This is a genomic window from Nocardioides dilutus, assembly GCF_054779555.1.
This window is the reverse complement of record NZ_BAAGYA010000001.1, coordinates 339,763-365,633: the sequence shown is the minus strand read 5'-3', so window position 1 is coordinate 365,633 and position 25,871 is coordinate 339,763. Positions and strand designations below refer to the sequence as shown.

Annotated in this window: 28 protein-coding genes; 20 read left to right on the top strand and 8 right to left on the bottom strand. The window is 70.3% G+C overall.

The window, feature by feature from the left end:
- Nucleotides 1-594: 594 nt before the first annotated feature.
- Together dnaB and ACYVC6_RS01750 are read left to right on the top strand one after the other, a co-directional pair.
- Complete coding sequence (gene dnaB, locus ACYVC6_RS01755) at nt 595-1,926, top strand: replicative DNA helicase (RefSeq protein WP_460713286.1); 1,332 nt, start codon at nt 595-597, stop codon at nt 1,924-1,926.
- 86 nt (nt 1,927-2,012) lie between these two features.
- Nucleotides 2,013-2,357: a DUF1801 domain-containing protein gene (locus ACYVC6_RS01750; RefSeq protein ID WP_460710342.1), complete on the top strand. Its 345-nt coding sequence runs from the start codon at nt 2,013-2,015 to the stop codon at nt 2,355-2,357.
- Nucleotides 2,358-2,409: 52 nt separating this feature from the next.
- Here ACYVC6_RS01750 and ACYVC6_RS01745 read toward each other — a convergent pair whose 3' ends face one another.
- On the bottom strand, nt 2,410-3,474 hold the full coding sequence (locus ACYVC6_RS01745) for a LacI family DNA-binding transcriptional regulator (RefSeq protein WP_460710340.1): 1,065 nt from the start codon (nt 3,472-3,474) through the stop codon (nt 2,410-2,412).
- Between the two features lie 182 nt (nt 3,475-3,656).
- Here ACYVC6_RS01745 and ACYVC6_RS01740 point away from each other — a divergent pair, with 182 nt between their 5' ends.
- The 4 genes from ACYVC6_RS01740 to mmuM all read left to right on the top strand — a co-directional run bounded on the left by ACYVC6_RS01740 (nt 3,657) and on the right by mmuM (nt 8,528).
- Nucleotides 3,657-4,964, top strand: coding sequence for an ABC transporter substrate-binding protein (locus ACYVC6_RS01740; RefSeq protein WP_460710338.1), 1,308 nt, complete (start codon nt 3,657-3,659; stop codon nt 4,962-4,964).
- A 134-nt stretch (nt 4,965-5,098) separates the two neighbouring features.
- On the top strand, nt 5,099-7,342 hold the full coding sequence (locus ACYVC6_RS01735; protein WP_460710336.1) for an exo-beta-d-1,3/1,6-glucosidase: 2,244 nt from the start codon (nt 5,099-5,101) through the stop codon (nt 7,340-7,342).
- Nucleotides 7,343-7,405: 63 nt separating this feature from the next.
- Nucleotides 7,406-7,564, top strand: coding sequence for a hypothetical protein (locus tag ACYVC6_RS01730; protein WP_460710334.1), 159 nt, complete (start codon nt 7,406-7,408; stop codon nt 7,562-7,564).
- A 49-nt stretch (nt 7,565-7,613) separates the two neighbouring features.
- Nucleotides 7,614-8,528 carry a homocysteine S-methyltransferase gene (mmuM, locus tag ACYVC6_RS01725; RefSeq protein ID WP_460710332.1) on the top strand — a complete coding sequence of 305 codons (915 nt, stop codon included), beginning with the start codon at nt 7,614-7,616 and terminating at the stop codon, nt 8,526-8,528.
- On the opposite strand, the gene ACYVC6_RS01720 is transcribed toward mmuM, so the two are convergent.
- Nucleotides 8,525-9,184: a hypothetical protein gene (locus ACYVC6_RS01720; protein WP_460710330.1), complete on the bottom strand. Its 660-nt coding sequence runs from the start codon at nt 9,182-9,184 to the stop codon at nt 8,525-8,527. The genes mmuM and ACYVC6_RS01720 overlap by 4 nt on opposite strands.
- Nucleotides 9,184-9,714 (bottom strand): flavodoxin domain-containing protein, encoded by a 531-nt coding sequence (locus tag ACYVC6_RS01715; protein ID WP_460710327.1) that lies wholly within the window; start codon nt 9,712-9,714, stop codon nt 9,184-9,186. Before ACYVC6_RS01715 ends, ACYVC6_RS01720 begins: the two co-directional genes overlap by 1 nt.
- A 156-nt stretch (nt 9,715-9,870) precedes the next feature.
- On the opposite strand from ACYVC6_RS01715, the gene ACYVC6_RS01710 reads away from it, so the two are divergent.
- From ACYVC6_RS01710 to ACYVC6_RS01700, 3 genes are read left to right on the top strand one after another with little or no spacing between them, the layout of a single operon-like run.
- A complete protein-coding gene (locus tag ACYVC6_RS01710) occupies nt 9,871-10,833 on the top strand; it encodes an ABC transporter ATP-binding protein (protein ID WP_460710325.1) in 963 nt (320 codons plus the stop codon).
- Nucleotides 10,830-11,648, top strand: a complete 819-nt coding sequence (locus ACYVC6_RS01705; RefSeq protein WP_460710323.1) for an ABC transporter permease — start codon at nt 10,830-10,832, stop codon at nt 11,646-11,648. Before ACYVC6_RS01710 ends, ACYVC6_RS01705 begins: the two co-directional genes overlap by 4 nt.
- Before the next feature lie 54 nt (nt 11,649-11,702).
- Complete coding sequence (locus ACYVC6_RS01700; RefSeq protein WP_460710321.1) at nt 11,703-12,512, top strand: MerR family transcriptional regulator; 810 nt, start codon at nt 11,703-11,705, stop codon at nt 12,510-12,512.
- Here the strand turns inward: ACYVC6_RS01700 and ACYVC6_RS01695 are convergent.
- Nucleotides 12,501-13,571, bottom strand: coding sequence for a saccharopine dehydrogenase family protein (locus ACYVC6_RS01695; protein WP_460710319.1), 1,071 nt, complete (start codon nt 13,569-13,571; stop codon nt 12,501-12,503). The two genes, ACYVC6_RS01700 and ACYVC6_RS01695, sit on opposite strands and share 12 nt — an antisense overlap.
- 145 nt (nt 13,572-13,716) lie before the next feature.
- Between ACYVC6_RS01695 and ACYVC6_RS01690 the strand changes: the two genes are divergently transcribed.
- Complete coding sequence (locus ACYVC6_RS01690) at nt 13,717-14,229, top strand: hypothetical protein (protein WP_460710317.1); 513 nt, start codon at nt 13,717-13,719, stop codon at nt 14,227-14,229.
- Between the two features lie 9 nt (nt 14,230-14,238).
- On the top strand, nt 14,239-14,610 hold the full coding sequence (locus tag ACYVC6_RS01685; RefSeq protein WP_460710315.1) for a hypothetical protein: 372 nt from the start codon (nt 14,239-14,241) through the stop codon (nt 14,608-14,610).
- Between the two features lie 23 nt (nt 14,611-14,633).
- On the opposite strand, the gene ACYVC6_RS01680 is transcribed toward ACYVC6_RS01685, so the two are convergent.
- Both ACYVC6_RS01680 and ACYVC6_RS01675 read right to left on the bottom strand, forming a co-directional pair.
- Nucleotides 14,634-14,867: a hypothetical protein gene (locus ACYVC6_RS01680; RefSeq protein ID WP_460710313.1), complete on the bottom strand. Its 234-nt coding sequence runs from the start codon at nt 14,865-14,867 to the stop codon at nt 14,634-14,636.
- Nucleotides 14,864-15,514: an RNA polymerase sigma factor gene (locus tag ACYVC6_RS01675; RefSeq protein ID WP_460710311.1), complete on the bottom strand. Its 651-nt coding sequence runs from the start codon at nt 15,512-15,514 to the stop codon at nt 14,864-14,866. The genes ACYVC6_RS01680 and ACYVC6_RS01675 overlap by 4 nt, the downstream gene beginning before the upstream one ends.
- 212 nt (nt 15,515-15,726) lie before the next feature.
- Between ACYVC6_RS01675 and ACYVC6_RS01670 the strand changes: the two genes are divergently transcribed.
- From ACYVC6_RS01670 to ACYVC6_RS01660, 3 genes are read left to right on the top strand one after another with little or no spacing between them, the layout of a single operon-like run.
- Nucleotides 15,727-16,146 carry a hypothetical protein gene (locus tag ACYVC6_RS01670; RefSeq protein WP_460710309.1) on the top strand — a complete coding sequence of 140 codons (420 nt, stop codon included), beginning with the start codon at nt 15,727-15,729 and terminating at the stop codon, nt 16,144-16,146.
- A complete protein-coding gene (gene folE / locus ACYVC6_RS01665) occupies nt 16,143-16,772 on the top strand; it encodes a GTP cyclohydrolase I FolE (protein ID WP_460710307.1) in 630 nt (209 codons plus the stop codon). The genes ACYVC6_RS01670 and folE overlap by 4 nt, the downstream gene beginning before the upstream one ends.
- On the top strand, nt 16,769-17,965 hold the full coding sequence (locus tag ACYVC6_RS01660; RefSeq protein WP_460710305.1) for an NAD(P)/FAD-dependent oxidoreductase: 1,197 nt from the start codon (nt 16,769-16,771) through the stop codon (nt 17,963-17,965). Before folE ends, ACYVC6_RS01660 begins: the two co-directional genes overlap by 4 nt.
- Here ACYVC6_RS01660 and ACYVC6_RS01655 read toward each other — a convergent pair.
- Nucleotides 17,958-19,040: an NAD(P)H-dependent amine dehydrogenase family protein gene (locus ACYVC6_RS01655; RefSeq protein WP_460710303.1), complete on the bottom strand. Its 1,083-nt coding sequence runs from the start codon at nt 19,038-19,040 to the stop codon at nt 17,958-17,960. The two genes, ACYVC6_RS01660 and ACYVC6_RS01655, sit on opposite strands and share 8 nt — an antisense overlap.
- A gap of 65 nt (nt 19,041-19,105) precedes the next feature.
- On the opposite strand from ACYVC6_RS01655, the gene ACYVC6_RS01650 reads away from it, so the two are divergent.
- Nucleotides 19,106-19,855, top strand: a complete 750-nt coding sequence (locus ACYVC6_RS01650) for an SDR family oxidoreductase (RefSeq protein WP_460710301.1) — start codon at nt 19,106-19,108, stop codon at nt 19,853-19,855.
- Between the two features lie 15 nt (nt 19,856-19,870).
- Here the strand turns inward: ACYVC6_RS01650 and ACYVC6_RS01645 are convergent, their stop codons facing one another.
- The gene (locus ACYVC6_RS01645) at nt 19,871-20,320 is read right to left on the bottom strand and encodes a group II truncated hemoglobin (RefSeq protein ID WP_460710299.1); all 450 of its coding nucleotides are present in this window, start codon (nt 20,318-20,320) and stop codon (nt 19,871-19,873) included.
- Between the two features lie 36 nt (nt 20,321-20,356).
- Between ACYVC6_RS01645 and ACYVC6_RS01640 the strand changes: the two genes are divergently transcribed.
- From ACYVC6_RS01640 to ACYVC6_RS01620, 5 genes are all read left to right on the top strand, one after another.
- Complete coding sequence (locus ACYVC6_RS01640; protein WP_460710297.1) at nt 20,357-20,644, top strand: DUF1905 domain-containing protein; 288 nt, start codon at nt 20,357-20,359, stop codon at nt 20,642-20,644.
- Nucleotides 20,645-20,657: 13 nt separating this feature from the next.
- Nucleotides 20,658-21,074, top strand: coding sequence for a hypothetical protein (locus tag ACYVC6_RS01635; RefSeq protein WP_460710295.1), 417 nt, complete (start codon nt 20,658-20,660; stop codon nt 21,072-21,074).
- 85 nt (nt 21,075-21,159) lie between these two features.
- Nucleotides 21,160-22,926, top strand: a complete 1,767-nt coding sequence (locus ACYVC6_RS01630) for a GAF domain-containing SpoIIE family protein phosphatase (RefSeq protein ID WP_460710293.1) — start codon at nt 21,160-21,162, stop codon at nt 22,924-22,926.
- Between the two features lie 35 nt (nt 22,927-22,961).
- A complete protein-coding gene (locus ACYVC6_RS01625) occupies nt 22,962-24,170 on the top strand; it encodes a YibE/F family protein (protein WP_460710291.1) in 1,209 nt (402 codons plus the stop codon).
- A gap of 4 nt (nt 24,171-24,174) precedes the next feature.
- Nucleotides 24,175-25,839, top strand: coding sequence for a DUF429 domain-containing protein (locus ACYVC6_RS01620; protein ID WP_460710289.1), 1,665 nt, complete (start codon nt 24,175-24,177; stop codon nt 25,837-25,839).
- Nucleotides 25,840-25,871 lie beyond the last annotated feature (32 nt).

Sequence of the window (25,871 nt, the reverse complement as noted above, 5' to 3'; positions counted from 1 at the left end):
GAAGGGACTAGGCAACGTAAGAGGCAAATGGCTGGTACTGGGTTACGCATCTAGTCATCAACAGTCGGTGGATAACTATGTGGACACCGGTCTCAGCGACTTTGTCGACAAAGCCCCTCGGCCAACCCCAGGCAACGGTCCGGTGAACGAGACTGAGGGTGAAGTTTCTTGGTTCCACACCCTCCGGGGCGTGTTTCCGCAGGTCAGAGGGCTGAACTCGACCCGTCACCGGCGGCGTTCCACAGGTCGGTCCCCATGCTGTGCACACTCGGTCACCACTACTCCACGGTTGCTGCGGACTTATCCCCAGGAACCCGCAGTGCCTGTGGATAGGGCACTTCCCAGGGCTGCGGTGGGCACCTACCTTCGCAAGGCACCAGTCCGGCGCCGAGGGGCACGGGTCAAGGGTGGTTGTCGGCGGCGGTCCCTACTGTCACGGACAACAGCAGAGTCTCATCGGCCTCACTGGCCACAGGCATGACACCGATCGGGGAGGAGGTCACAGTGAGCGTCACCGAGTCCGACGTACCCCCCGAGCTGCCCGAGCCGTCCGACTACGAGTGGAGCACCGGCGCCCCGTCCTACGAGGCCGGACTGCGCACCAGCTCGGCCGGTGACCGGACCCCGCCGCAGGACATGGCGGCCGAGCAGTCGGTGCTCGGCGCGATGCTGATCAGCAAGGACGCGATCGCCGACGTCACCGAGCATCTCCGGGGCGCCGACTTCTACCGGCCCTCGCACGAGACGATCCACGACGCGATCATCGACCTCTACGGCCGCAGCGAGCCGGTCGACATGGTCACCGTCGCCGCCGAGCTGCAGAAGCGCGGTGAGCTGCAGCGGATCGGTGGCGCCGCCTACCTGCACACCCTCTCGGCCAACGTGCCGATCGCGGCCAACGCCGGCTACTACGCCGACATCGTGCGGGAGAAGGCGATCCTCCGGCGGCTCGTCGACGCGGGCACCCGCATCGTCCAGATCGGCTACGCCGGCGAGGGCGACGTCGACAACATCGTCGACGAGGCCCAGGCCGAGGTCTACAAGATCACCGAGAAGCGCAACAGCGAGGACTACGCGCCCCTCTCGGAGATCATGGCCGGCGTCCTCGACGAGATCGAGGCGATCGGCAACCGCGAGGCCGGGCTCTACGGCGTCCCGACCGGCTTCGCCGACCTCGACGAGCTGACCAACGGTCTGCACGCCGGCCAGATGGTCATCGTCGCGGCGAGGCCTGGGGCCGGGAAATCGACCCTGGCACTCGACCTGTGCCGGTCGGCGTCCATCCAGGCCAACATGGCGACCGCGTTCTTCAGCCTCGAGATGACTCGGTCGGAGATCACGATGCGGCTGCTCTCGGCCGAGGCGAAGGTGCCGCTCAACCACATCCGCAACGGCAACATGTCCGACGACGACTGGACCAAGCTGGCCCGCAAGATGGGTGAGGTCTCCAGCGCGCCGATGTTCATCGACGACTCGCCCAACATGACGATGATGGAGATCCGGGCCAAGGCCCGGCGCCTCAAGCAGCGCCACGACCTGCGGCTGATGGTCATCGACTACATGCAGTTGATGACGTCGGGCAAGAAGGTCGAGTCCCGCCAGCTAGAGGTCTCGGAGTTCTCCCGCCAGATCAAGCTCCTCGCCAAGGAGCTCGGCATCCCGATCATCGCGCTGTCGCAGCTCAACCGTGGTCCCGAGCAGCGCTCAGATAAGAGACCTATGTTAAGCGACTTACGCGAATCGGGTAGCTTAGAGCAAGATGCCGACATGGTGATCCTGCTGCACCGCGAGGACATGTACGAGCGCGAGTCGACCCGGCCCGGCGAGGCCGACCTGATCGTGGCCAAGCACCGCAACGGCCCCACCCGCGAGATCACCGTGGCATTCCAGGGCCACTACTCGCGCTTCGTCGACATGGCTCCCTAGCAGCCCCGTCCAGTCGAAGCCGATGAGTCCGGGGCCACGGAGCGGTCTGTCCCGGCCAGACAACAGCGACTCCGAAGGAGGAACCCGTGAACGACGACGTGACGGCCTACATCAGCAAGCTCTCTTCCTGGCAGGTGGACGTGTGCGAGCGGCTGCGCGCTCTCGTCCATGAGACCGTGCCCGGCGTCGAGGAGCGGCTGCAGTACGGCAAGCCGCACTACCTGAAGAACGGCCACTACGCTGCGGTCATCCACGCGGCGAAGGCCAAGGTGACCTTCATGGTCTTCAACGCCGGCGACATCGAGCCGATCAAGAACGTGCTCCGGCCGCTGGGCGACGGCGACCGCAAGGCCGCCGACATCGTCGAGGGCCAGGATCCCGACTACGACCTGCTTGCCGACGTCCTCGGCAAGGCCGCGAGCACTCTCTAGCGCCGAGACCGGGCCGCCGGACTGCAGTGCCTGGTCCGCCATTTCGGAGGGGTCATCCCGGAGGGCATCCGCAGCTCTGCCTCACCACCAGCTGCACCGGAAGGGATCGTGAGCTCGGTCGCTCGAGGGGTCGCTCGATTCGGTCGATCAGGATCTTGACTGCCTCGACCCCGATGGCCGCCATGGGCTGGCGCACGGTGGTGAGCTGAGGGGAAGCGATGCGGCCGGCCACGATGCCGTCGAAGCCCGTCACCGCCACCTGACCGGGAACGTCCACCCCTAGCTCACGCAGCGCGTCCATGAGTGCCAGCGCCACTTCGTCCGTTTCGCAGACGAAGGCCTCTGGCAGCGCGTCCTGGCTCAGGAGATCGCGCACCATCGCCCGGTGGTCCCCGGTGACCCCGACCGCCTCTTGGGGGACCGGAAGTCGAGCGGCTCGGAGTGCTTCTTGGAATGCCGCGAAGCGCGCGATCCGGTCGGTGTCGATGAGCGCCCCGACGAACGCCAGCTCACGCAGGCCGTGCGCGTCCAGCAGGTGCTCGACCAGGGCCCGGATGCCGCCGCCGTTGTCCACGTCGATCTGTGGCAGATCGCCGGAGAGTCGCGACTCCGACAAGACCACCACGGGAAGACGCTCAGCGATGCGCCTGAGCGCAGCCTCGGCGACCGAATCGGAGAGGACAGCGAACCCGTCGACCCGACCGGCGAGGTCGGTGAGCACCGCTTCGGAGTTCGCGCTGGTGGCCCCGGCGAGCATCACTGCGTAGCCCCGGCGCCAGCACTCTTCCTCCACGCCGCGTTGGACCTCGTCGAAGTAGAGCGGAAAGCGTCGCCAGTCGGCATCCGGATCGGCCACCCCTGCCTCAGCGGGGATCTCGGGATCGGGTTCGGCAGGTCGAACGGCCCGGGTGAGCAGACCCAGGGCGCCCGTCCGACCGCCGGCGAGTCCCCGCGCGCTCGCGCTGGGGATGTAGCCCAGCTCCCGGGCGGCGGCCTCGACCGCCGCACGGGTCGACTCCTTCACCTTCGCTGGGTGACGGAACGCGAACGAGACCGTCGCGATCGACACCCCGGCCCGGGCCGCGACGTCGTAGACCGTGGGTCGACTGCCAGCCACCTCTACCTCCTCGGTGGCCATTATGCGCATAGACGCCCCTCGCCTGTGTTTGGACCTGCCACTTGCCCAACCCTGATCTATGCGCTTAACATGACGGTCGTCACATGAATCTAAGCGCTTCAATCCGCACGACTCGGGCGCGGTTGGCGTTTCGGAAGGGTCAAGCTCCCGAGGAGGAGACGATGAAGAAGTCACGGCGCACCAGGCTGCTCGCAGTCCTGACTAGTGGCGCCATCGCGCTGGGCCTCACCGCCTGCGGTGGCGATGGCGGCGTCGGTGGAGGCGAGGGCGAGCCGGTCACGATCTGGTTGGGCCTGGACGAGACCACGGTCGCCGGCCTGACGGAGACACTGACCGCCAAGGCCGAGGAGGCCGGCATCGAGGTCAAGATCGAGCGTGTCGACAGCATCGACAAGCTGGTGAAGACCCGCATCCAGGCGGGGGACCCGCCCGACATCGCACTGGTGCCCCAGCCCGGCGTGGTTCAGTCCATCGTCGATCTAGGGGCGGCCTACCCGCTCGACGACGTGGTCGACGTGGACGCGCTCGAGGAGAGCATGGTCCCCGGCACCCTCGACGCGGGCCGGATCGACGGGGAGCTCTACGGCCTGATGGCGTCGATGAACGTCAAGTCGCTGCTCTTCTATCCGCGCAAGGCGTTCGAGGCCAAGGGCTACCAGGTGCCGGAGACGCTCGACGAGCTCACAGCATTGGCCGACCGGATCCGGTCGGACGGTGGGACACCGTGGTGTCTGACCATGGAGGCCGGCGGCGCGACCGGCTGGTTGGCCACCGACTGGTTCGAAGACCTCATCATGCGCATCGGCAGCTCCGAGGAGTACCGCCAGTGGGTCGACCACGAGATCCCGTTCGACTCCGACCTGGTCCGCGAGGCGGCGGCCTACTTCGAGGAGGTGGCCTTCACCGAGGGCAATGTGCACGGTGGTCGCGAGTCGATCGCGGCGACACCCATCGACCAGGCGGCACAGCCGATGTTCGAGGAAGGTGGCCCGCACTGCTGGTTGCTCAAGCAGGGCTCGTTCGTCAACGGCCCCGACTTCCTGCCCGACGACATCTACCAGAACGCCGATGAGGAGCTCGGTGTCGCGGGGTTCCCGCCGGCGGAGTCCGGTGGCGAGAGCCCGGTGATGGGTGGCGGCGATCTCGCGGTTCTGCTCAGCGACAACCCCGACGCCGAGGAGGCGATGAGGTTGTTGTCGCAAGCCGACCTCGGCAACGTTGCGGCGACGAACTCGTCGTTCCTCTCCCCGCACAAGGTGTTCGACGCGTCGCTGTACGCCAACGACACCGTGCGGACCATCGCGGACGTGGCCTACGACTCGACGGTCTTCCTGTTCGACGGATCCGACGCGATGCCGGCCGCGGTTGGTGCCGGGACGTTCTGGAGTGAGATCACGGCCTGGGTGGTCGGCGACCGGTCGCTCGACGAGGCCCTGGCCGCGATCGACGCGAGCTGGCCGAACGACTGACGAACCAACAGAGTAGTCAGCGCGTGGCGGGGCCGATGCGGCCCCGCCACGCGCCCCCACGTCCCCAGGAGAGCAGCACGTTGACATCAGCGAACAGGTCCGCGGCGAGTGTGCCGGCGACCGACGACGGTTCGGTGCCATACCGTGATCCGTCCCTCAGCGTCGAGGAGAGGATCGACGACCTCGTCGCACGGATGACCACGGCGGAGAAGGTCGGCCAGCTGCTGCAGCTGGACGCCAACGCCCAGGACGACCTCGAGGACTTGGTCCTGGGCAGGCATGCCGGGTCGATCCTGCACGGCTCGAGGCAACGGCTGACCCAAGCGATCTCGCTCGCGGCGCGCTCGCGCCTCGGCATCCCGCTGCTGATCGCCGAGGACTGCATCCACGGTCATTCCTTCTGGCCGGGAGCCACCATCTTCCCGACCCAGCTGGCGATGGCGGCCACCTGGGATCCGGACCTGGTCGAGAGCGCCGCCCGGGTCACCGCGATCGAGGCGTCGGCGACGGGCGTCCACTGGGTCCTGTCACCGGTCCTGTGCATCACGCGGGACCTGCGTTGGGGGCGAGTGAACGAGACGTTCGGCGAGGACCCCGTCCTGATCTCGGAGCTCGGGGCCGCGATGATCCGCGGCTACCAGGGCTCAGGTCTGCAGGACCCGACGGCCGTGCTGGCCTGCGCCAAGCACTTCGCCGGCTACTCCGAGACCCAGGGCGGGCGCGACGCGAGCGAAGCGGACCTCAGTCGGCGCAAGCTCCGGTCCTGGTTCCTCCCGCCGTTCGAGCGGGCGGTCCGGGAAGGTTGCCGGACGTTCATGCTGGGCTACCAGTCGATGGACGGCGTGCCCATCACGGCCAACTCGTGGCTGCTCAACGACGTCCTGAAGGAAGAGTGGGGCTTCACGGGAACGCTGGTCACCGACTGGGACAACGTCGGACGCATGATCTGGGAGCAGAGGATCTGTGCCGACGAAGCTGAGGCGGCAGCCCTGGCCGTCCGAGCCGGCAACGACATGGTGATGGCGACCCCCAGCTTCTTCGAGGGAGCCCAGGAGGCCCTGGCACGAGGCTGGATCACCGAGCCCGATATCGAATCCGCGGTTCGCCGCATCCTGCGGCTCAAGTTCGAGATGGGGCTGTTCGAGGACCCGCGACCGGCTGATCCGCAGCGCCAGGCCACGGTGATCGGGGCCGAGGAGCACGCCTCGCTCAACCTGGAGGTGGCGCGCCGTTCACTGGTGCTGCTGCGCAACGACGGCACGCTCCCGCTGCCCGCCGACCGCCCCTTGACCATCGCTGTCGTCGGCCCCGGTGCCGACGATCCGCAGGCCCAGCTCGGGGACTGGGCGGGAGCCTCCGGCCAGGTCGAGTGGATGATGGACGGACATCCCCGAGAAACCGTCGAGACGGTCCTCGACGGCATCCGGGCCGTCGTCCCTGGCGAGTGGAGGGTCATCCACGCCCGAGGAGCCGACATCGGGCATCTCGCGCCCGACCCGTCCGGCCCGAGCTACCCCAACGGCCTGCCGCGGCCGCCGATGCTCGTGCCCGCAGGCTCGGATCCCGCGATGATCGCCGACGCGGTGGCCGCGGCGCACGAAGCCGACCACGTCATCGCCGTCGTCGGCGACAACATCGCGCTGACCGGGGAGCTCTGCTCCACAGCCACCCTGGAGCTCGTCGGCGGCCAGACCGCCCTGCTCGAAGCGCTGGCCGCCACCGGCACACCCATGATCGTGGTGCTGCTCAACTCCAAGCCCGCCGTACTTCCCGAGGCCGTCCTCGACGCGGCCGCGCTGATCCAGGCCTTCAACCCCGGAATGCGAGGAGGGAGGGCACTCGCCGAGCTCGTGCTGGGCCGGATCGAGCCCTCCGGACGCCTCCCGGTGTCGTTCCCACGCCACGTGGGCCAGCAACCGATCTACTACAACGGCATCCGAGGACAACATGGCGATCGCTACGCCGACCTCAGCCAGGACCCGGCGTTCGCCTTCGGTGAAGGGTTGAGCTACACAACCGTGACGTACAGCGATCTCGTCGTGCACACGCCCGAGGTGGCCCTCGGCGAGACGATCCGAGCCGAAGTGACCCTGACCAACACGGGGGCACGTCCCGCCCGGGAGACCGTCCAGGTCTACGTCAGCGATCTGGTCACCAGCGTGACCTGGGCGGAGATGGAGCTCAAGGCCTTCAAGCAGGTCCAGGTCAGCCCCGGAGAGCGCGTCACCGTTGACCTCGAGCTGCCCGCCGACTCCTGCACGTTGGTCGACGCCGAGGGCCTCCGCGTCGTCGAGCCGGGCGCGTTCGCCATGCTCGTGGGGCCGAGCTCCAGGGCGACGGACCTGCTGACCGCGAGCTTCCGGGTCGCCGCCGGGTGACGTCCCGGTCCTGGTTCTGAGTTCTCGGGTCGCTGCCAGGCCGCCGGACCTCGCGGTTTTCGGATGTCCATCTCCGCCTCGATCGACCTCGCCCCGGGCAACCGGGAGCAGGCGCCCATCACGGCCGACGAGGCGGCCGAGGTGGTCTGGAACACGGCGACGCTCCCGGCTGCCGCGGCGTCGGGGACCTTCGTCGACGCGCATGGCACCGTCCCCCGGTGACCATGCACCTGCGCCGTCCGTGGCCGGCCAGCGATGCCAGGATGACCGGATGGGGGATACGCCGACGGTGACCGTGCTCGACGGCGGTCTCTCGACCGCGCTCGAGCAGCAGGGGGCCGACCTCACCAACACGCTGTGGACGGCAAGGCTCCTCGCCGAGGACCCGGGCCGGATCCTCGAGGCACACCGGGCGTTCTACGCCGCCGGCGCGCAGGTGGCGACGACCGCCACCTACCAGGCATCCCTGGACGGGTTCGTCGGCGCTGGGTACGACGCGGGCACGGCGCGTCGGTTGGTCGGCCTCAGCGTGCGGATCGCGAAGGAAGCCAGGGACGAGCTCGCCGACTCCAGGCCGGGGCTGCTCGTCGCCGCATCCGTGGGCCCGTACGGCGCGTTCCTGGCCGACGGGTCGGAGTACCGCGGCGCCTACGGGGTGACGCGGACGCGCCTGCGCGACTTCCATGCCCCTCGTCTCGAGCTGCTCGCCGAGTGGTCGCCGGACCTGTTCGCGGTCGAGACCATCCCCGACACCGCCGAGGCCGAGGTGCTGGTCGAGCTGCTGGACGAGGTGGGCCTGCCCGCCTGGTTCTCGTACTCGGTGCGCGGGCCTGCGACCTGCGCCGGACAGCCGCTTCCCGACGCCTACGCGGTCCTCGCCGGCAGCTCGTCGCTCATCGCCGCCGGCGTCAACTGCTCGGACCAGGAGGACGTCCTGGCGGCCGTCGAGACGGAGATCGCCGTCACCGGCCTGAAGGCTGTTGCCTACCCCAACAGGGGCGGCAGCTGGGACAGCACGACGAAGGCCTGGTCGTACGGCGAGCCGTTGGACCTCGACCTCGTCGAGGCGTGGATCGCCGCCGGCGCGGAGTACGTCGGCGGCTGCTGCGGCACAGGCCCCGCGGACATCGCGGTGCTGGCACAGCGGTTCGGGCCGGACTCGGCGACCGGACCCCGACCGAGCTAGGCCGGCGTAGCCTCCGCCCGGTCCCGGATGCCGAGCAGCATCCGGCGCATCATCGGGAAGTCGCCGAACTCGTTGAGGACGACGGAGAACAGCGAGATCGCCGGATGGCTCCAGTCGAGGTGGATGCGGAGCCGGGTGACCAACCGCGTCCGGCCACCCGGCAGCGCGGCCAGCGTCCACGACCAGGTGCTGAGCGGCTGGTGCCACAGCAGCCACCGGTTCGGCTCGAACCCGGCGACCTTGAAGGCCGTGGTGTCGCTCGGAGTCGGTGACATCGGCACCCACTGGCCGACCTCGAGGCTCTGGAACTCCGGCAGCACGGTCGTGGCACTCGGGTGACCGAGGTTGTCGAGCAGGTCGTCGGCGTAGAAGCCGGCCCGCAGGCAGCCCACCTGGACCAGCCAGGGCCAGACCGCTTCGGGCGGTGCGTCGATCGTGATCGCGCGGGTCGCGAGGTAGGCGACGTCGTCGATCAGGTCGTCGCCGGGCATCGGCGCCTCGACCTCGGCGTCGGTGGCGCCCCATCGCTGGTGCCACCTGCGGAACAAGGGCGCGGTGGCGAACCGTGGGAGGTCCGCGGCCACTGCACGGATCTCCGTGGCGAGCTCAGCCACGGTCGGCCGAGGCCGCCTCTGCAGCGTCGTACCTGCGTTCATCATGAGCCTCCTTGCAGCTGTCCGGCGATCTCCTCCGCCCACGATTCGACGTCCGACCAGTCGCGGAAGTCGCCCTCCGGCAGCAGCTCGCGTCCTGCCGGGAGGCGGCGCAGGGCGCGCTCGGCCAGGGTCAGCTGGGACGGGTCGAGCGCCCCGAAGAAGACCCGGTGGTCGCGCGGTTGCAGGGCGTCGACCAGCTCGGGCAGCTCCCGGGGGTCACTCACCTCGCGAAGGTCCCGGCCTTCCTCGTTCGTGGTCTTCTCACCGATCGGGCCGCTGCTGAACAGCCACACCGGACGCGAGTCCAGCACCGTGCGGTGGCGGCGTACGAACTCGGTCGCGTCCTTCAGCCACCGGCCCAGATAGGCGGCGCTGCCGACGACCACGGCGTCGTAGGTGGATGGGTCGGGGACCTCACGAGCCGGCCGTACGTCGACCTCGTGGCCCGCCGCGGTCAGCGTCGCGCCGATCCGCTCCGCGATGCCGGCGGTGGCCCCGTGCTTGCTGGCGTGAACTATGAGGATGCGCATCTCTCCATCTCCTCTGCGGCCGTCGCAGCAGGACAGGCGTTGTCCGCCCCACGCTCCGATGCTGCTCCGGTTGCCTGCCGTCCCTCCAGGGTCCTTGGTCCCGGCTCGAAAGGGGGCTTGACCCTGACGCAGCGTCAACCCTCGACCATGGTCGGCATGAGGAACGACGTAGCGGTGTCGGTCGCCGGTCTCCGCAAGAGCTACGGCGACAACGAGGTGCTCATGGGCGTGGATCTCGAGGTGCTGGAAGGCAGTGTCTATGCACTCCTGGGACCCAACGGCGCAGGCAAGACCACGGTCGTCAACATCTGTTCCACCCTGCTCTCCGCGGATGCCGGCGACGTCCGCGTGGCCGGGCACGACGTCCGGCGCGAGTCGGACCTGGTGCGTCGGTCCATCGGCGTGACGGGACAGTTCTCGGCCATCGACGAGTTCCACACCGGCCGGGAGAACATGCAGCTCATGGCCGACCTGAACCACCTCGACAGAGGTCGTGCCACGAGACTGATCGACGACCTGCTCGAGCGCTTCGAGCTCGCCGAGGCCGCGGGTCGTCGGGCCCAGACCTACTCGGGTGGCATGAAGCGCCGGCTCGACCTGGCGATGACCCTGATCGGGTCGCCCCGGCTGATCTTCCTCGACGAGCCGACCACCGGGCTGGACCCGCGCAGCCGGCGTGAGCTGTGGCAGATCGTGCGGGAGCAGGTCGCCCACGGCGTGACTGTGCTGCTGACCACGCAGTACCTGGACGAGGCCGACCAGCTGGCCCACCGAGTGGGCGTGCTCGACGGGGGCCGGATCGTCGCAGACGGCTCTCCGGCAGAGCTGAAGAAACGAGTGCCGGGGGGCCACGTCGAGGTCCAGTTCACGGACGGGGCTCGGTTGGCCGAGGTGGCGGCGAGGCTGCCCGGGGCGAGCGTCGACGCGGCGTCCCTCACACTGCGGACGGCCAACGAAGGGGTGGCCTCCCTCCGCCGGCTGCTGGACCGGCTCGACGACGAGACCGTCGCCGGCCTGACTGTCCAGAGCGCCGACCTGGACGACGTGTTCCTCGCGCTGACCGGTCACCCCGCACAGGCCTCCGACGAGGACGAGGACGAGACGGAGGCGGTCCGATGACCAGCCAGGCGTTGCGCCGGCCGACCACGAGCTACGTGGTCCGGGACTCGGTCACCATGCTGCGGCGCAACCTGCTGCACTGGCTGAGGTATCCGAGCCTGGCGATCATGCTGGTCGCTCAGCCGGTCCTCTTCCTGCTGCTGTTCGTCTACGTGTTCGGGGGGACGATGGGGGCTGGTCTGCCGGGCGCGGCAGGCGGCGGCGACCGCGGCGACTACCTGGTGTTCATCACCCCGGGCGTCTTGGTCATGGCCGTGGCCAGCGTGGCCCTCGGCACCGCGGTCGAGGTGGCGATGGACATGACCGGCGGCATCATCGCCCGGTTCCGGACCATGGACATCGCGAAGGTCTCGGTGCTCACCGGCCACGTCCTCGGTGCCGTGGTCAAGACCCTGTTCGCCGTCACGGTGACGCTGGCCTTCGCGGTGCTGCTCGGCTACCGGTCCGCCGCGAGCCCTGGCCACTGGCTGCTAGTGGTCGTCCTGCTGGTGCTGATGGCGTTCGCGATGACCTGGCTGACGGTGGGCATGGGGCTGGCCGCCGACAGCGTGGAGACCGCGAGCAACACCCCGCTGTTCCTGGTGCTGCTGCCGTTCCTGAGCAGCGGGTTCGTGCCCACCGGGGCGATGCCCTGGGGCGTCCGGCACTTCGCGGAGCACCAGCCGTTCACCCCGATGATCGACTCCCTGCGGGCACTCACCACCGGCCAGGACGCCGGATCGGACCTGTGGCTGGCCGTCGGCTGGTCCCTGCTGATCGCGCTTGCGGGCTACCTCTGGTCACGGCGGTTGTTCACCAGGGTCCCGACGAAGTAGCAGGACGAAGTAGCAGGACGAAGTAGCAGGACGAAGTAGCAGGAGACTGACCCCATGCTCACCATCGGCCAGCTCGCGTCGTACGCAGGTGTCACGGTGCGCGCCGTTCGGCACTACCACCAGATCGGGCTCCTGCCCGAGCCCGAGCGAGACCACTCCGGCTACCGCAGCTATGCCGCCCCGGACGTCGTGCGGCTGATCCGGATCCGGACCCTCGCCGAGGCGGGTGTCCCGCTCGCCCGTGTCCAGACGCTGCTCGCCGCGGACGACGAGGGCTTCGCCAGGGCGGTGGCCGACATCGACCGACGGCTGCGCGGCGAGATCAAGGAGCTCCAGGGGCACCGGCGCCGGATCGCCAAGCTCGCGGCCGGCGACAGCCTCGCCCTGCCGTCCTCGGTGACGGACTATCTCGACCGGATGCGGGAGCTGGGCGCTCCCGACGTCTTCGTGGAGATGGAGCGGGACGCCTGGATCCTGATCGCGGCGCAGTGGCCCGAGCAGATCGACGAGTTCATGGTGGCGAAACAGACCCACCTCGACGACCCTCTGATGCGGCGCTTCCTGCGTACCTTCGGCGACACCCTCGCAGCTGACGACGACGAGTCGGACGCTCGACTCGTCGAGACGGCCGATCTGCTCGCCGAGATGGCGGAACAGGCGGCTGCCAGCGGCGAGCTCGACGGGCAGGACGAGATGCTGCCCGACAACTCGTTCGTCGACCTGCTGGAGAGCGTGGTCCTGACCGGTGGGCCCCACCTGGTCCGGCTGCGGGACCGGCTCCAGGAGCTGATGGTCGAGCGTGGCTGGAGCGGGTGGGTCAAGATGGAGCGGGTCGACCCGTGCGTCCCCGACTCACCCCCCTAGCGTCGAGACCTCGGAGGTCGACACTCGGGTCGACCGGTCCCACCGCACGTCCAAGTCGTCGGTGTCTCGCTCCAGCGCGGCGAGGACGTCACCGGCGTCGAACGCCTGGCCCGGCGCCATCGCGCCGGATCCCCGGTGGCGTCCGTCGAGGAGCCGGACCGCACCCTCGACCACGATCGGCGCGGTGACCGCGTAGATGTCCCGGCCGGAGCTGGTGACGCGTCGGGTGTCCGAGCCACGGCGTACGACGACGTCCACCACGAACCGCTGGCTCGATCGTCCGGTGTCGTCGACCGCGGCCGGTGGCGGGGTCGCGGAGTCGCGGAGCTCGGCCAGCGATGCGGTGTTGAGGTGGGAACGGAGCTCGCCGACGGCGAGATGACGGTCGATCACGACGACCTCGGAGAACGGCAGCTCCACAACGGGCTGGTCGCCGAGCGGCTCCGGGTAGGACCACGTACCGGTCGGTGCCGGGTCGGCCAGCGGTGTCAGCTCGCCATCCCGGATCACCTGGCGTACGGCCGTGTTGCGGGCACCCGTCGCCCGCGTGCCCTCGGTGGGCCACCAGCGGTCCAGGCCGATCGCGACCTCGACCTCGTCGGCTCCGGACTCGCCCTCGAGTGCGGCGGTGACCATCAGGTCGGCGAGCCCGCCGTAGAAGGCCATGGCGGGAACCACCGTGACGCCGGCTTGGCGGGCCGGGCCGTCCAGCTCGCGGTAGACCTCCTGCACGGCCGGCTGCTCGGCGGTGACGTCGAGGTAGTGGGCGCCGACGTCGACCGCCGCCCGCGCGAGCGGGACCGCGGTGTCGATGAACGGCCCGGCGCAGTTGATCACTGCGCCGACGCCGGCTGCCGCCTCCCTCAGCACGTCGTGGTCGTCGTCGCTGCGGGCGACGCGTCGGTCGAGGGCGGCGTACCGCGGGTCGACGGCGGCGAGCCGCTCCGCACTGCGCCCCGCGAGCACGGGCGTCAGCCCGCGCCGCAGCAGCTCGTCGATGACGAAACGCCCGGTGTGACCAGTGGCGCCGTAGACCAGGACTCGCTCGGTTGCGTGCATGCCCGTCATTCTCGGTGTGCCAGGTCAGCTGTCCCCCAGTGGGGAGTGGTACGACGTCCGTCACGCGTGACGTCGATGGGTCTGCCCAAACTCTTCGATCGGTGCCACACTCGAATGAGCTGGAGCAGACAAAGGACGTGATCCGATGAGTCTGACTGACCGTGAGTTCTGGACGCTCGTGCACGGCATGGGTTTCGGCGCCCTGTTCCTGCTGGGCTTCGCCGGAGGAGTCGAAGGCCTCTACAGCCTGAGACCGCAGCTTCTCACTGCTGAGGGCATCCGCGACCGGGTGCTTCGCCTCAGGATCGGCGTCGTCACGATGGCCGTGGCTGCGTGGGGCACCGTCATCACGGGGACGTGGGTGGTCTACCCGTGGTATCGCGATGACATTCCCGACAGCCCACGATCGCTGCTGCTGGCCGACCCCGATCTGGAGGAGTGGCACCACTTCGGGATGGAGTGGAAGGAGCACGTGGCCTGGATCAGCCCCGTCCTGGCGACCTTGGTTGCCTTCATCGTCGTGTACTACGGGGCGAGCCTGATCCGTCACGACCGGGTTCGGCGTACGGCGCTGCTCCTGTTCGTGATGGCCTTCCTCTTCGCGGCGATCGCCGGTCTCTTCGGCGCGCTGATCACCAAAGCCGCACCGCTCGTCTAGGAGATGGACATGGCAGCAAACCTCGAACCCGCCGCCGGCTATGACGAGCCCGACATCGCCGACAAGCCGGAAGGGCCGATCTCTGCGGCCATCCTGGCCGGCGGCGTCTTCGCTCTCGCGCTCGGGATCCTGACCACGCTGGCCGAGGCCAGTGTCGACATCAAGGACTTCCTCAACTTCTACGATCCGGTCGGTCCTCTGTCGGGCAAGACCATCGGCGCCGTCGTCATCTGGGTCGTGGCCTGGGTGGTGCTCCACCTGATGTACCGCGACAAGGCACTCGAGTCGCGCAAGGCCCTGACGGCGGCCCTCGTCCTCATCGCCTTGGGAGTCGTGGGGACGTTCCCCATCTTCTTCCAGGCGTTCGCGCCGGCCGAGTAGTCAATGCGGGCGGCTGCCCGCGGTCAGCCGGAGTCGTGGCCGAGGAGCTCGCGCAGAGTTTCGGCCTCCTCGGCACAGGCGCCGCACCCGGCCAGGTGGGCCTTCATGGCGGCGTCCTCGTGGTGCGGGTCCGCGAGGGTTCGTTCGACGTAGACGTCGATCCGGGCGAAGCAGTCGTCGCAGGACAGGTAGGGACTCGTGTCGGCCAGCAGGCTGCTGACGGTCTCGGCGCTCAGGCCTCGGGTTGCGTCGGTCATGGGGTGCTCCGGTCGGGGAGGGCGTCGAGGTGGCCGCTGGCGGTGAGGGCGGTGCGCAGTCGGCGGCGGGCGTCGTGCAGGGTCTTGTAGAGCGCGTTGCGGGTGCTCCCGAGCCGGTCGGCCAGGACGTCGATCGGCACTCCTTCGACGAGCAGCGCCAGCGCCACGCGTCGTTGGTGCGGGGTGAGCTCGGCGGCGATCGCCGCGGTGACCGCCCTGGCCAGGTCGCTGCCTTCGCTCACCGCTGCTGGGGTCGGTGAGGTGTCGGCAAGGGCCAGGGTGTCGGGCAGGGGGACCTCACGGTGTCGCCAGGCCTGGCGGCGTACGGCGACGCCGGCGTGCAGCACCCCGAACTTGTAGGCCCAGGTGGTGAACCGGCTGCGTCCCTCGAAGGTGTCCAGCTTGCGCAGCACGGCCATCAGGGCGTCGTCGGCGGCTTGCTGGGCCAGGTCCTCCAGCTCCCCTGCGCCTGCGCCGGGGAGGAGGTGGCGCAGCCGCCACACCTGGTGTCGCGCAGCCCGGAGCAGGACCTCCTGCAACAAGGCCAGGGCCTGGGCACCGGCCGGACCGTCGTCGGTCAGGTCGGCCTGCCACGCGTCGTCAGCCGGTGGGACGACATCCGGTGTCGTCGGGTTCACGGTGGTCACGGTGCCACCTCGTGGCGCGATGGAGCCACCATCCGGACTGCCGGCTCGTGCGAGAAGCCAGTCGTGCGACTGGATCGGCGGTGCGTTGCGGCATCCGATCGTCAAGTGCGGGCCGCGGAACGTCATGTCTTGTTGGTGTCACGGACCAGCGTTGTCTTACCCCTTGGAAGTCTCCCGGTAAGAACCGTGCCGCCCACTGACACCAACACGGCATGAACACCTCGACCTCGTCAACCCCCGCCACTACCCATACCAGCGGCGGCGCCGATCGCGCCTTCCTGCTGCTGCGCACCGTGTTCACCATCGCGCCGATCCTCTTCGGCCTGGACAAGTTCGCCGAGCTGCTCACGGACTGGGAGCAGTACCTCGCCCCCTGGGTCGACGACCTGGTGCCCGGCACCGCCCACGAGGCGATGCTCGCCGTCGGCGTCGTCGAGGTCGTCGCCGGCATCACCGTCGCCGTCGCGCCGCGCTTCGGCGCGCTGCTGGTGGCCGGCTGGCTGGGCGGGATCATCCTCAACCTGGTGACCATGGGCGACTACTACGACATCGCCCTGCGCGACTTCGGGCTCCTGGTCGGCGCCCTCGCGCTCGCCGTGCTGGCCTTCGACCGGCACTGGGCCGAAGCGTGAGCAGCGCGGCACTCTCCCCGGAGCCGGCGTCGAGTCGGCGCTGGCGCCCCCGCGTCACGCACACGCGGCCGGAGCCGGACCCCGGGGCGGCGGAGCGGGCGGCCGCCGACCTGCTCACCGCCCTGGGCTTGGACCTCTCCGACGAGAACCTCGCGGAGACGCCGCGCCGGATGGTGCACGCGCTGATCGAGATGACCAGCGGGCCCGACTTCGAGCTCACCACCTTTCCGAACGACGAGGGGTACGACGAGCTCGTGCTGGTGCGGGACATCCCGCTGCGCTCGGTGTGCGAGCACCACATGCTCCCCTTCGTCGGGGTCGCGCACATCGGGTACCTCCCCGGAGACCGGATCCTCGGCCTCTCCAAGTTCGCCCGCATGGTCGAGCTGCACGCGCGGAGGCCTCAGACACAGGAGCGACTCACGAAACGCATCGCCGACCACCTCCGTGACGAGCTCCAGCCCCACGGCGTGGGCGTGGTGGTCGAGGCGGAGCACACGTGCATGAGCCTCCGCGGAGCCCGCACCCCCGGTACGCGCACCATCACCTCCGCCTTGTTCGGGCGGCTCCGCGACGACTCGCGCAGCCGCGCCGAGTTCCTCGCCCTGACCAGGAGAACGCTATGAAGATCGTCATCGTCGGCGCCGGCCTCGCCGGTGCCAGTGCCGCCGAGGAGCTCCGTAGCCAGGGCCACGACGGCGAGATCGTCCTGGTGGGCGCTGAGCAGCACCCGCCGTACGAGCGACCTCCGCTCTCCAAGGGACTGCTGCTCGGCGAGGCCGAACCCGACTCGGCCTTGGTCTACCCCCACGAGTGGTACGCCGAGCACGACGTCGAGCTCCTCACCGGGAGCGCGGTCACCGAGCTCGACCTGGACACCGGGCACGTCGTGCTGGGTGAGCGCCGGCTGCCCTACGACCGCCTGCTGCTCGCCACCGGCGCCCGGCCTCGACGCCTCCCGCTCGCCGACGGCTCGGGGGCGGACGTCACCTACCTCCGCACCCTCGAGGACGCCCTCGCGCTCAAGGGCCGCCTCGCCGAGCACCTGCTGATCATCGGGGCCGGCTGGATCGGTCTCGAGGTCGCCTCGGCCGCCCGCGCCGCCGGCGGCACCGTCACCGTGGTGGAGACCGCGCCGCTCCCCTTGGCCAACGTGCTCGGACCCGAGCTCGCACCCCTCTTCGCCGACCTGCACCGCGAGCACGGCGTCGACCTCAGGCTCGACACGACGGTCGCCGCGATCGAGCATCACGCCGGCCGGACCACGGTGCGGCTCTCGGACGGCGACGAGCTGACCCCCGGGCTGGTCCTGGTGGGCATCGGCGCCGAGCCCGACGACGACCTGGCGGCGAGTGCCGGACTCGCCACCGACCACGGTGTCCTGGTCGACGCGGCGCTCCGGGCCAGCGACCCCCACGTGTTCGCCGCCGGCGACGTGGCCAACCACGACCACCCGCTCCACGGCCGGCTCCGGGTCGAGCACTGGGACACGGCGATCCACCAGGGCCGCCACGCGGCGCGCAGCATGCTCGGCCACGACGAGGCCTACGACCGGCAGCCCTACTTCTTCACCGACCAGTACGACCTCGGCATGGAGTACGTCGGCCACGTGGGGGCTGGCGGCTACGACGAGGTCGTGGTCCGTGGCGACCTCTCGGCCCGGGTGGTCACGGCGCTCTGGGTCACCGACGGCCACGTCGCCGCCGGCATGCACCTCAACGACTGGGATGCCATTGAGCCAATCCGGTCGTGGGTCGGGCGGAAGGCGAGCGATGCGCTGCGGGATCCCTCGGTTCCGCTCGCGGAGGTCCCTACCTGACCGACCGCGAGAAGGTGCCGTGACCGGTCGGCAGGGGCAGGTCCAGGGTGGTGCGGATGCCGGGCTCCGCGGCGATGACGTCGGGGATCGAGTTCACGATCCGCCCGCACGCCGCCACGATCGCGGCGTGGTTGTGGTCGCCGTGCTCGCTGCTCGGCACCACGTCGACGACATAGCTGGGCTCGCCGGTGATCTCGACCCGGTAGGAGCCACCGCCCGCGGCGGGCCGGGCCCAGTCGGGTCGGAGGTCGTCACGGGTGCGCGTGACGTGCTCGACCACGATCGCCGGGTGGCCGTCGACCAGGCCGGAGATGGAGAACTTCAGGGCCGCGATGGTCCCCTTCTCGATCCGGCCGGCCGCGATGTCGTAGGACTCCGGTGCGGGCTCGGCCTCCCAGTGCTCGACGATCTCGTCCACCTCGATGCCAAGACCGGTGGCCATCATCCGGATCGCCGTCCCCCAGGCCATGCCGAGGACACCGGGCAGGAAGAGCAACGGGGTGTCGGTGAGCGGCTTGCCGAAGCCCATCAGGTCGAACATGACCTCGGCGCCGTCGTACGTCGCGTAGTCGGCCAGCTCGTAGCACTTGACCTGCTCGATCCGCTGGCAGGTGCTGGCCAGGGCGAGCGGCACCAGGTCGCTGGCGAACCCGGGGTCGACGCCGGTGATGTAGACGGACGTGCCGCCTGCCCTGGCCGCCGTCTCGACCTTGTCGATGACCTTGTCCGGCATCGTCCCCCAAGGGAACTGCAGGGTGCCCGGGGCCGAGCCGACGACGTCGATGCCCGCCTCCAGCAGCCGGCACACGTCGTTGGTGGCCTCGACCGGCCGGGTGTCGCCCATCGCGCAGTAGACGGCGCACTCGGGCTCGACCTCGATGAGCGCGTCGAGGTCGTCGACCGCGGTGATCCCGGTGACGACGTCGAGCCCGGCGAGCTCGCCGGCGTCCTTGCCCACCTTCGCGGGGGTCGACACGCAGACCGCCACCAGCTCGAAGCGGTCGTCGGCGATGAGCTGCCGCAGGGTCAGCATCCCGGCGTTGCCGGTGCCGACCTGGGCGACGCGGATCCTCATGGTCAACTCCCTGGGCCTGGGCGAGGAACTAGAACGTGTTCTAGGCGCACGCTATCTTCTCCGACATGGGACGTGTAGAGGGCCGTGTCGCAGGCAAGGTCGCCCTGATCAGCGGAGGGGCCCGCAACATCGGCGGCGCCAGCGCCCGGATGCTGGTCGCCGAGGGCGCGCAGGTCGTGATCGGTGACCTCCTCGACGAGGAGGGCGCGGCCCTCGCTGACGAGCTCGGGGACTGCGCCCGCTACGTCCACCTCGACGTGACCAGCGACGAGGACTGGCGGGCCGCGGTCGACTTCACCGTGGCCGAGTTCGGCAGGCTCGACGTGCTGTTCAACAACGCGGGGATCTTCAACGGTGGCCGGCTCCAGCGCTACCAGACGGACCAGTGGCAGCAGATGCTCGACGTCAACCTGACCGGTGCCTTCCTCGGCATCCGGGCAGCGGCCGACGCGATGATCGCCTCCGGCGGCGGCTCGATCATCAACACGTCCTCGATCGAAGGGCTGCGCGGCACGCCGTGGGCGCACGGCTACGTGGCCTCCAAGTGGGGGCTGCGCGGCCTGACGAAGTCGGTCGCGCTCGAGCTCGCCCCGCACGGCATCCGGGTCAACTCGCTGCATCCCGGCCGGATCAGCACGCCGGCCACGGACGCGATGCCCGCAGACATGATCCCCATCCCGCTGGGCCGCCCCGGCCTGCCCGAGGAGGTCGCCTCCTTCGTGGTCTTCCTGGCCAGCGACGAGTCGTCGTTCGCCACCGGGTCGGAGTTCACGATGGACGGCGGCACGGTGACCGCCATCCCGACCAAGTTCTGAGCTCCTACCTGGGACTCAGCGCGCAGGCCCGTCCCAGGACCAGGACGGCAGCGGGAGGTCGTCGGGCACGTCGTCCACGGACGGGTAGGCGTGGTTGAGCTCGGCGATGCCCCAGGCGAAGTAGTCGGTGAGCGCCGACCGCAGCCTCGGGTCGTCCGGGATCCCGGCGTCGTCGAGCGCGGCGACGAAGCAGGCCATGGCCCGCCGGTCCATCTCGTCGTGCGGTCCGTTGCCGGAGTGCATCCGCACGACCGTGCTCTGGTCCTGGATCGATGACGTGTAGGAGGCCGGGCCGCCCAAGGCCTCCGCCCAGTAGGCCGCCAGCCGCTGGGTGTGGTCGGGGTGGAAGCCGTGCGAGAACGCGTGGCTGACCACCGGGTCGGCCAGGCAGCGCTCGTGCCACGCGTGCGCTAGGGCGACCAGCGCAGGCATCCCTCCGGCCGCGTCATAGACGTTCTGGGCCATCGCCCGAGCCTGGCACCGATCCCTATCGTTGGCCAGGTGGAGCTGACGTTCTCCGGCGACGTGTGGGAGTGGCGAGGTCCGGCGCCCTACCACTTCGTCTGGGTGCCCGACGACGTCGCCGCGGCCATCGACGACGTCGCCGCGATGGTCAGCTACGGCTGGGGGATGATCCCGGCGGACGTCACCATCGGCGACACCGAGTGGTACACAGCACTGTGGCCCAAGGACGGCCGCTACGTCGTGCCGCTGAAGGACCGGATCCGCAAGGCCGAGGGCATCGAGCTCGGCATGGTCGTCGACATCTCGCTGTCGATCAAGGTGTAGGAGGTAGCCGTAGATGGCGAGGACGCGACGAGCCAGGGTCGCCGATATCCATGAGATCGCCGGCGCCATGCCGGGCGTGGCGAAGGTCGAGGGCGGCCGCGGCGTCTACCAGGTCGGAGGGAAGAGCTTCCTCTTCTTCCGTGGCCCGCGGCCGGACGCCGTGGACGAGGAGACAGGTGAGCGGCTGACCGACGTCGTCGTCTTCTGGGTCGCCGACGAGACCGAGAAGCAGGCGATCCTCGCCGACGAGTCGCTGCCGTTCTTCACCACGCCGCACTTCAACCGCCATCCCTCGGTGCTGCTGCGGGAGTCCCGGGTCGGCGATCTAGACCGGGACCAGCTCGCCGAGTTCGTCTACGACGCCTGGCTGGCGCGCGCCGGCAAGCGGGCTGCCAAGGCGTGGCTGGCCGAGCGGGGACTCGCCGAGTAGGCCTCACCCGCCCCCGCGATAGCCCGGCCGGGCCAGCCCGTTCGGGTGGGTCCGCGGTGGGGACAACCTCGCCTACGCTCGGGAGATGCCGCCCGTGGGATCGCCGAGCTATCGGCGGCTCCACCGCCTGGGCGAAGTGACCGGTGTGCTGCTCGCCGCCGAGAGCCGCCAGGCGGTGGCCAAGGCGGTGACCGAGCAGCTGACCGACGCTGCGGGAGCAGAGATCGGCTCACTCTCGCTGATGCGCGACGGCGAGACGCTGGAGCTGATCGGGATCCGCGGCGTGGGCGAGGGGGTGGCCGCGCAGTGGGCGACGTACCCACTCTCCGGGGTCAACCCGGCCGCTGAGGCGTGCCGCACCCGCGCGACCGTGCTCGCCGTGGGGCTGGAGGAGATCCGCCGCCGCTATCCGGACCTCGAGATGGCCGCCGACGGCGAGCGGACGCTGCTGAGCCTGCCCCTGCTCGTCGGTGATGGGCGCTGTATCGGCGTCTTCAGCCTCTCTTTCGCCGGGATCCACGAGATCGACCAGCCGGAGATGATCTTCCTCCGGCTCCTCGCCGACACCTGCGCGACCACGATCGACCGCATCGACGCCCAGGCGGCCGCGCACGACCGCGAGGCCAAGCTGGCGTTCCTCGCGGACGCGACCGCCGAGCTGATCGGTGACCTCGACTACGAGTCGACCCTGGTCGCGGTGGCGGAGGCGGCGGTCCCCTGGTTCGCGGACTGGTGCGCGATCGCCCTCGAGGAGGACGGCTACCTGCGCAACATCGCGGTCGCCCACAACCAGCCCGACCTCGAGGACACGGTGCGCGAGCTGCTGGAGCGCTACCCGGCGTCGCCGGACGACCAGGGCGGCAGCTATGAGGTGCTGCGCACCGGCCGGAGCAACCTGGTCCCGGACGTGACCGACGAGATGCTCGCGCTCAGCGCCAAGGACGAGGAGCACCTGCGCCTGATCCGGATGCTCGAGCTGCGCAGCGGCATGTCCTGCCCGCTCAAGGTCCGCGACCGCGTCTTCGGTGTCATCACCTGGGTGACGGGCGAGGGGGGACGCCGGTTCGGCCCGGAGGACCTGGAGTTCGGTGAGGAGATCGCGCGCCGCGCCGCCGTGGCCATCGACAACGCCCAGCTGCACAGCCAGGTGCGCGAGGTCGCCCTCGAGCTCCAGCGTGCGGTGCTGCCGGCGACGCTGCCGCTGGTGGAGGGCTGGAGGGCGGCTGTGCGCTATCTCCCCGCCGGCCGCACGGACGCCGGCGGCGACTTCTACGACTTGGTACCCCTCGACGGCGGCCGGCTCGCGATGTTCGTCGGCGACGTGATGGGCCGCGGTGTCCAGGCCACCTCGGTGATGGCCCAGATGCGCTCGGCGATGCGCACGCTGATCGCGATCGACCCCAGGCCCGAGGCGCTGATGGCCGCGCTCGACCGGGTCTTCGAGACCCTGCACGTCGACCAGCTCGTCACCACCGTCTATGCCTTGGCGGACCCGGCCGCCGACCGACTCGAGGTGGTCAGCGCCGGTCACCCCGAGCCGCTCCTGGTCCGGGCAGACGGCACCATCGAGACGCTGAGCCAGCGCAGCACCCTGCTGCTCGGCGTGGGAGGTGGGGAGCGCTCGGTGCTCGAGGTGGACCTGCGGCCCGGCGACGCGCTGCTCCTCTACACCGACGGGCTGGTGGAGCGTCGCGGCGAGGACAGCGACGCCGGGACGGCCCGGCTGGGGACCGCGCTGAAGACGTTTCGTTCCGAGGACCTCGAGGACTGGCTGACCCGCGTGGTCGAGTCGACCCGTGACCTCACCCGCGACGACGACGTCGCCGCCCTGCTGGTGGTCCGCGACCGCTGACCCGGGGTGTCCAGGGCCTCCGTAGGGTCGGTCCTGTGGGCCACGGACACTCGCACCGCGCCGGAGACGACGACCTTGTCGAGGTGGCGGCGCTCCCGCGCACGGTGCTGCTGAGCGTGCTCGCCGCCGCCCTGGCGTTGACGGTCGTCGGCCTGTTGACGCTCTGGCCCGACGGCGACGAGGTCGACGACCTTCGCGGGTCGGTGAGCTTCGCCGCCGAGGGGGTCACGTTCCCCGAGGCGAAGGTCGAGGACGTGGCTCCGGCCTGCGAGTCACTGACCGAGCCCGCCGAGGGCTGCGGGACGCTGGAGGTCACCGTCGTCGAGGGGGCGGACGAGGGGACGGTCGCGGCGGTGGAGGTCCCGCCCCAGGTGAGCGCTGCGGGACTGCGGCCCGGCGACCGCGTCCAGCTGATCCGCACGCCTGCGGCCGAGGACGCCCCCGCCACGCTGGCCTACTTCGGCATCGAGCGCAGCCGGCCACTGTGGCTCCTCGCCGCCGCCTTCGCGCTGGTCGTGCTCCTGGTCGCCCGGTTCAGGGGCCTGATGGCGCTCGTCGGGCTGGGTTTCGCCGGCGGTGTCGTCGGGTTGTTCGTGGTGCCGGCACTGCTCGTCGGCGAGTCGCCCGTGCCCGTGGCGGTGGTCGGTGCGGTCGCGATCATGTACGTCGTCCTCTACACGACCCACGGCTTCTCGATCCGCACCAGCGCCGCCCTGGCCGGCACCCTCGGCGGCATCGGGCTGACCGCGGCCATCGGGGCCTGGGCGGTCGGCGCCTCACACCTCACCGGGGTCACCGGCGAGGAGGGAGGCGTGCTCACGGCGTACGCCGGCGGCCTCGACTTCCAGGCGCTGCTGGTCGCGGCCGTGGTCATCGCCGGGCTCGGCGTGCTCAACGACGTCACCATCACCCAGGCCTCGGCCGTGTGGGAGCTCCGGGGGGCGGCGCCCACGATGACCCGGCGGGCGGTGTTCGCGAGCGCGATGCGGATCGGCCGCGACCACATCGCCTCGACGATCTACACCATCGTCTTCGCCTACGCCGGCACGGCGCTGCTCCTGCTGCTCGTCGTCTCGCTCTACGACCGCCCGCTGCTCGACCTGGCCGGCACCGAGGAGATCGCGACCGAGGTCGTGCGCTCGCTGACCAGCAGCATCGGGCTCGTGCTGGCCGTGCCGCTGACCACCGTCATCGCGGCGCTGACGGTGCCGGGCCCCTCCGAGGCCGTGAGTACGACAGTCTGACCCCGTGCACTACCTCGGGATCGACCTCGCCTGGGGGCTCAACCGACCCACAGGCCTGGCGGTGCTCGACGAGTCCGGCCGCCTCGAGCACCTGTCCGCCGTGCGCACCGACGAGGAGATCGCAGCGACGCTCGCGCCCTTCGTCGCCGGCCCCTGCCTGGCCGGCATCGACGCACCCCTGGTCGTCACCAACGCCACCGGGTCCAGGCCGGCGGAGCAGGCGCTGAGCAAGGACTTCCGCAAGTACGAGGCCGGCGCCCATCCCTCCAACACGGGCAAGCCGGAGTTCGCCGACGGTACTCGCGGCGCGCGGGTGTGCGCCCTGCTCGGCCTCGACCTCGACCCCGACTCCACCGCGGACCGCCGCGCGCTCGAGGTCTACCCGCACCCCGCCACGATCGTGCTGTTCGGCCTCGAGCGGACCCTGAAGTACAAGCAGAAGCAGGGGCGGGACCTCGCGCTCCTGCGGCGCGAGCTGCTCACCCTGATGGACCACGTCGAGCGGCTGGTCGACACCGGCGGCGCCGCTGGTCCGTGGGCGGCGCTGCGTGCCTCGGCCGTGGCCGCCTCCCGCAAGAGCGACCTGCGCGTGGTCGAGGACCAGGTCGACGCGGTCATCTGCGCCTACGTCGCCCTGTTCGCCGACCGCTGGCCGGAGCGCACCACGCGCTACGGCGACCTGGCGACCGGCTACATCGTCACGCCGTCGCTGGTGACCGACGTCGCGGCCGCCGCGGTCCGCGCCTACGCCGCCGACCATGCCGCTCTCGAGAAGGCCGGGCGGGAGGCGGTCGAGCGGGTCGTGGGCATCCTCGACGAGGCGGGGATCAACTACTTGAGCGTGGGCGGCCGGGCCAAGAGCATCGCCTCGTTCGCCGAGAAGGCCAGCCGCACGCGCGACGGGCGCCCGCTCTACCCGGACCCGCTGCGCGACATCGGTGACCTGCTGGGCGTCCGGGTGATCACCTTCGTCGCGCGCGACGTCGAGATCGTGGCCGACCTGATCACCGAGCAGCTCGTCGTCCTCGACGACCGCGACCTGGGCGAGCTCACGGCGAGCGAGGGCCGCTTCGGCTACGCCTCGCGGCACCTGCAGGTCGAGGTCGACGGGCACGAGGTGCAGGTGCAGCTGCGCACCGTCCTGCAGCACGCCTGGGCCGAGTTCGAGCACGACATCCGCTACAAGGGCAGCGTCCCCCCGGAGCACGCCAGTGAGTTCGACCGCCGGTTCACCCTGGCGGCCGGGCTCCTCGAGCTCGCCGACCGGGAGTTCTCCGCGATCCGCGACCGGCTGCGCGGGCCGGCCCCGGCGGCCGGTCCGGTCGACGCTGCCGAGGACCACGACCCGCGCATCGCACCGCGTGAGCTGGCGGCGTTCCTCGCCGGGCAGTACGCCGACGCAGGCTGGTCCCGCACAGACCACTACGCGTGGATCTCCGGGCTCCTCCTCGAGCTCGGCATCGCCAGCCTGGCCGAGCTCGCAGAAGTCCTGCGGGGCACTGACGACGCAGCGATCCAGCTGCGGATGGACTACCGCTACCCACCCGCCGCGGTCCGCCGACTCGACGACGCGCTGCTCACCGCCTACCGGGAGCGCTATGTGGCCCTGCGCGGCAACGAGCACCGGCGAGCCGCCCTCGAGGCCCGGCTCGAGAAGCTGGTCGGGTAGCACCTAGACAACAGCAACGAGTTGTCTCAAAG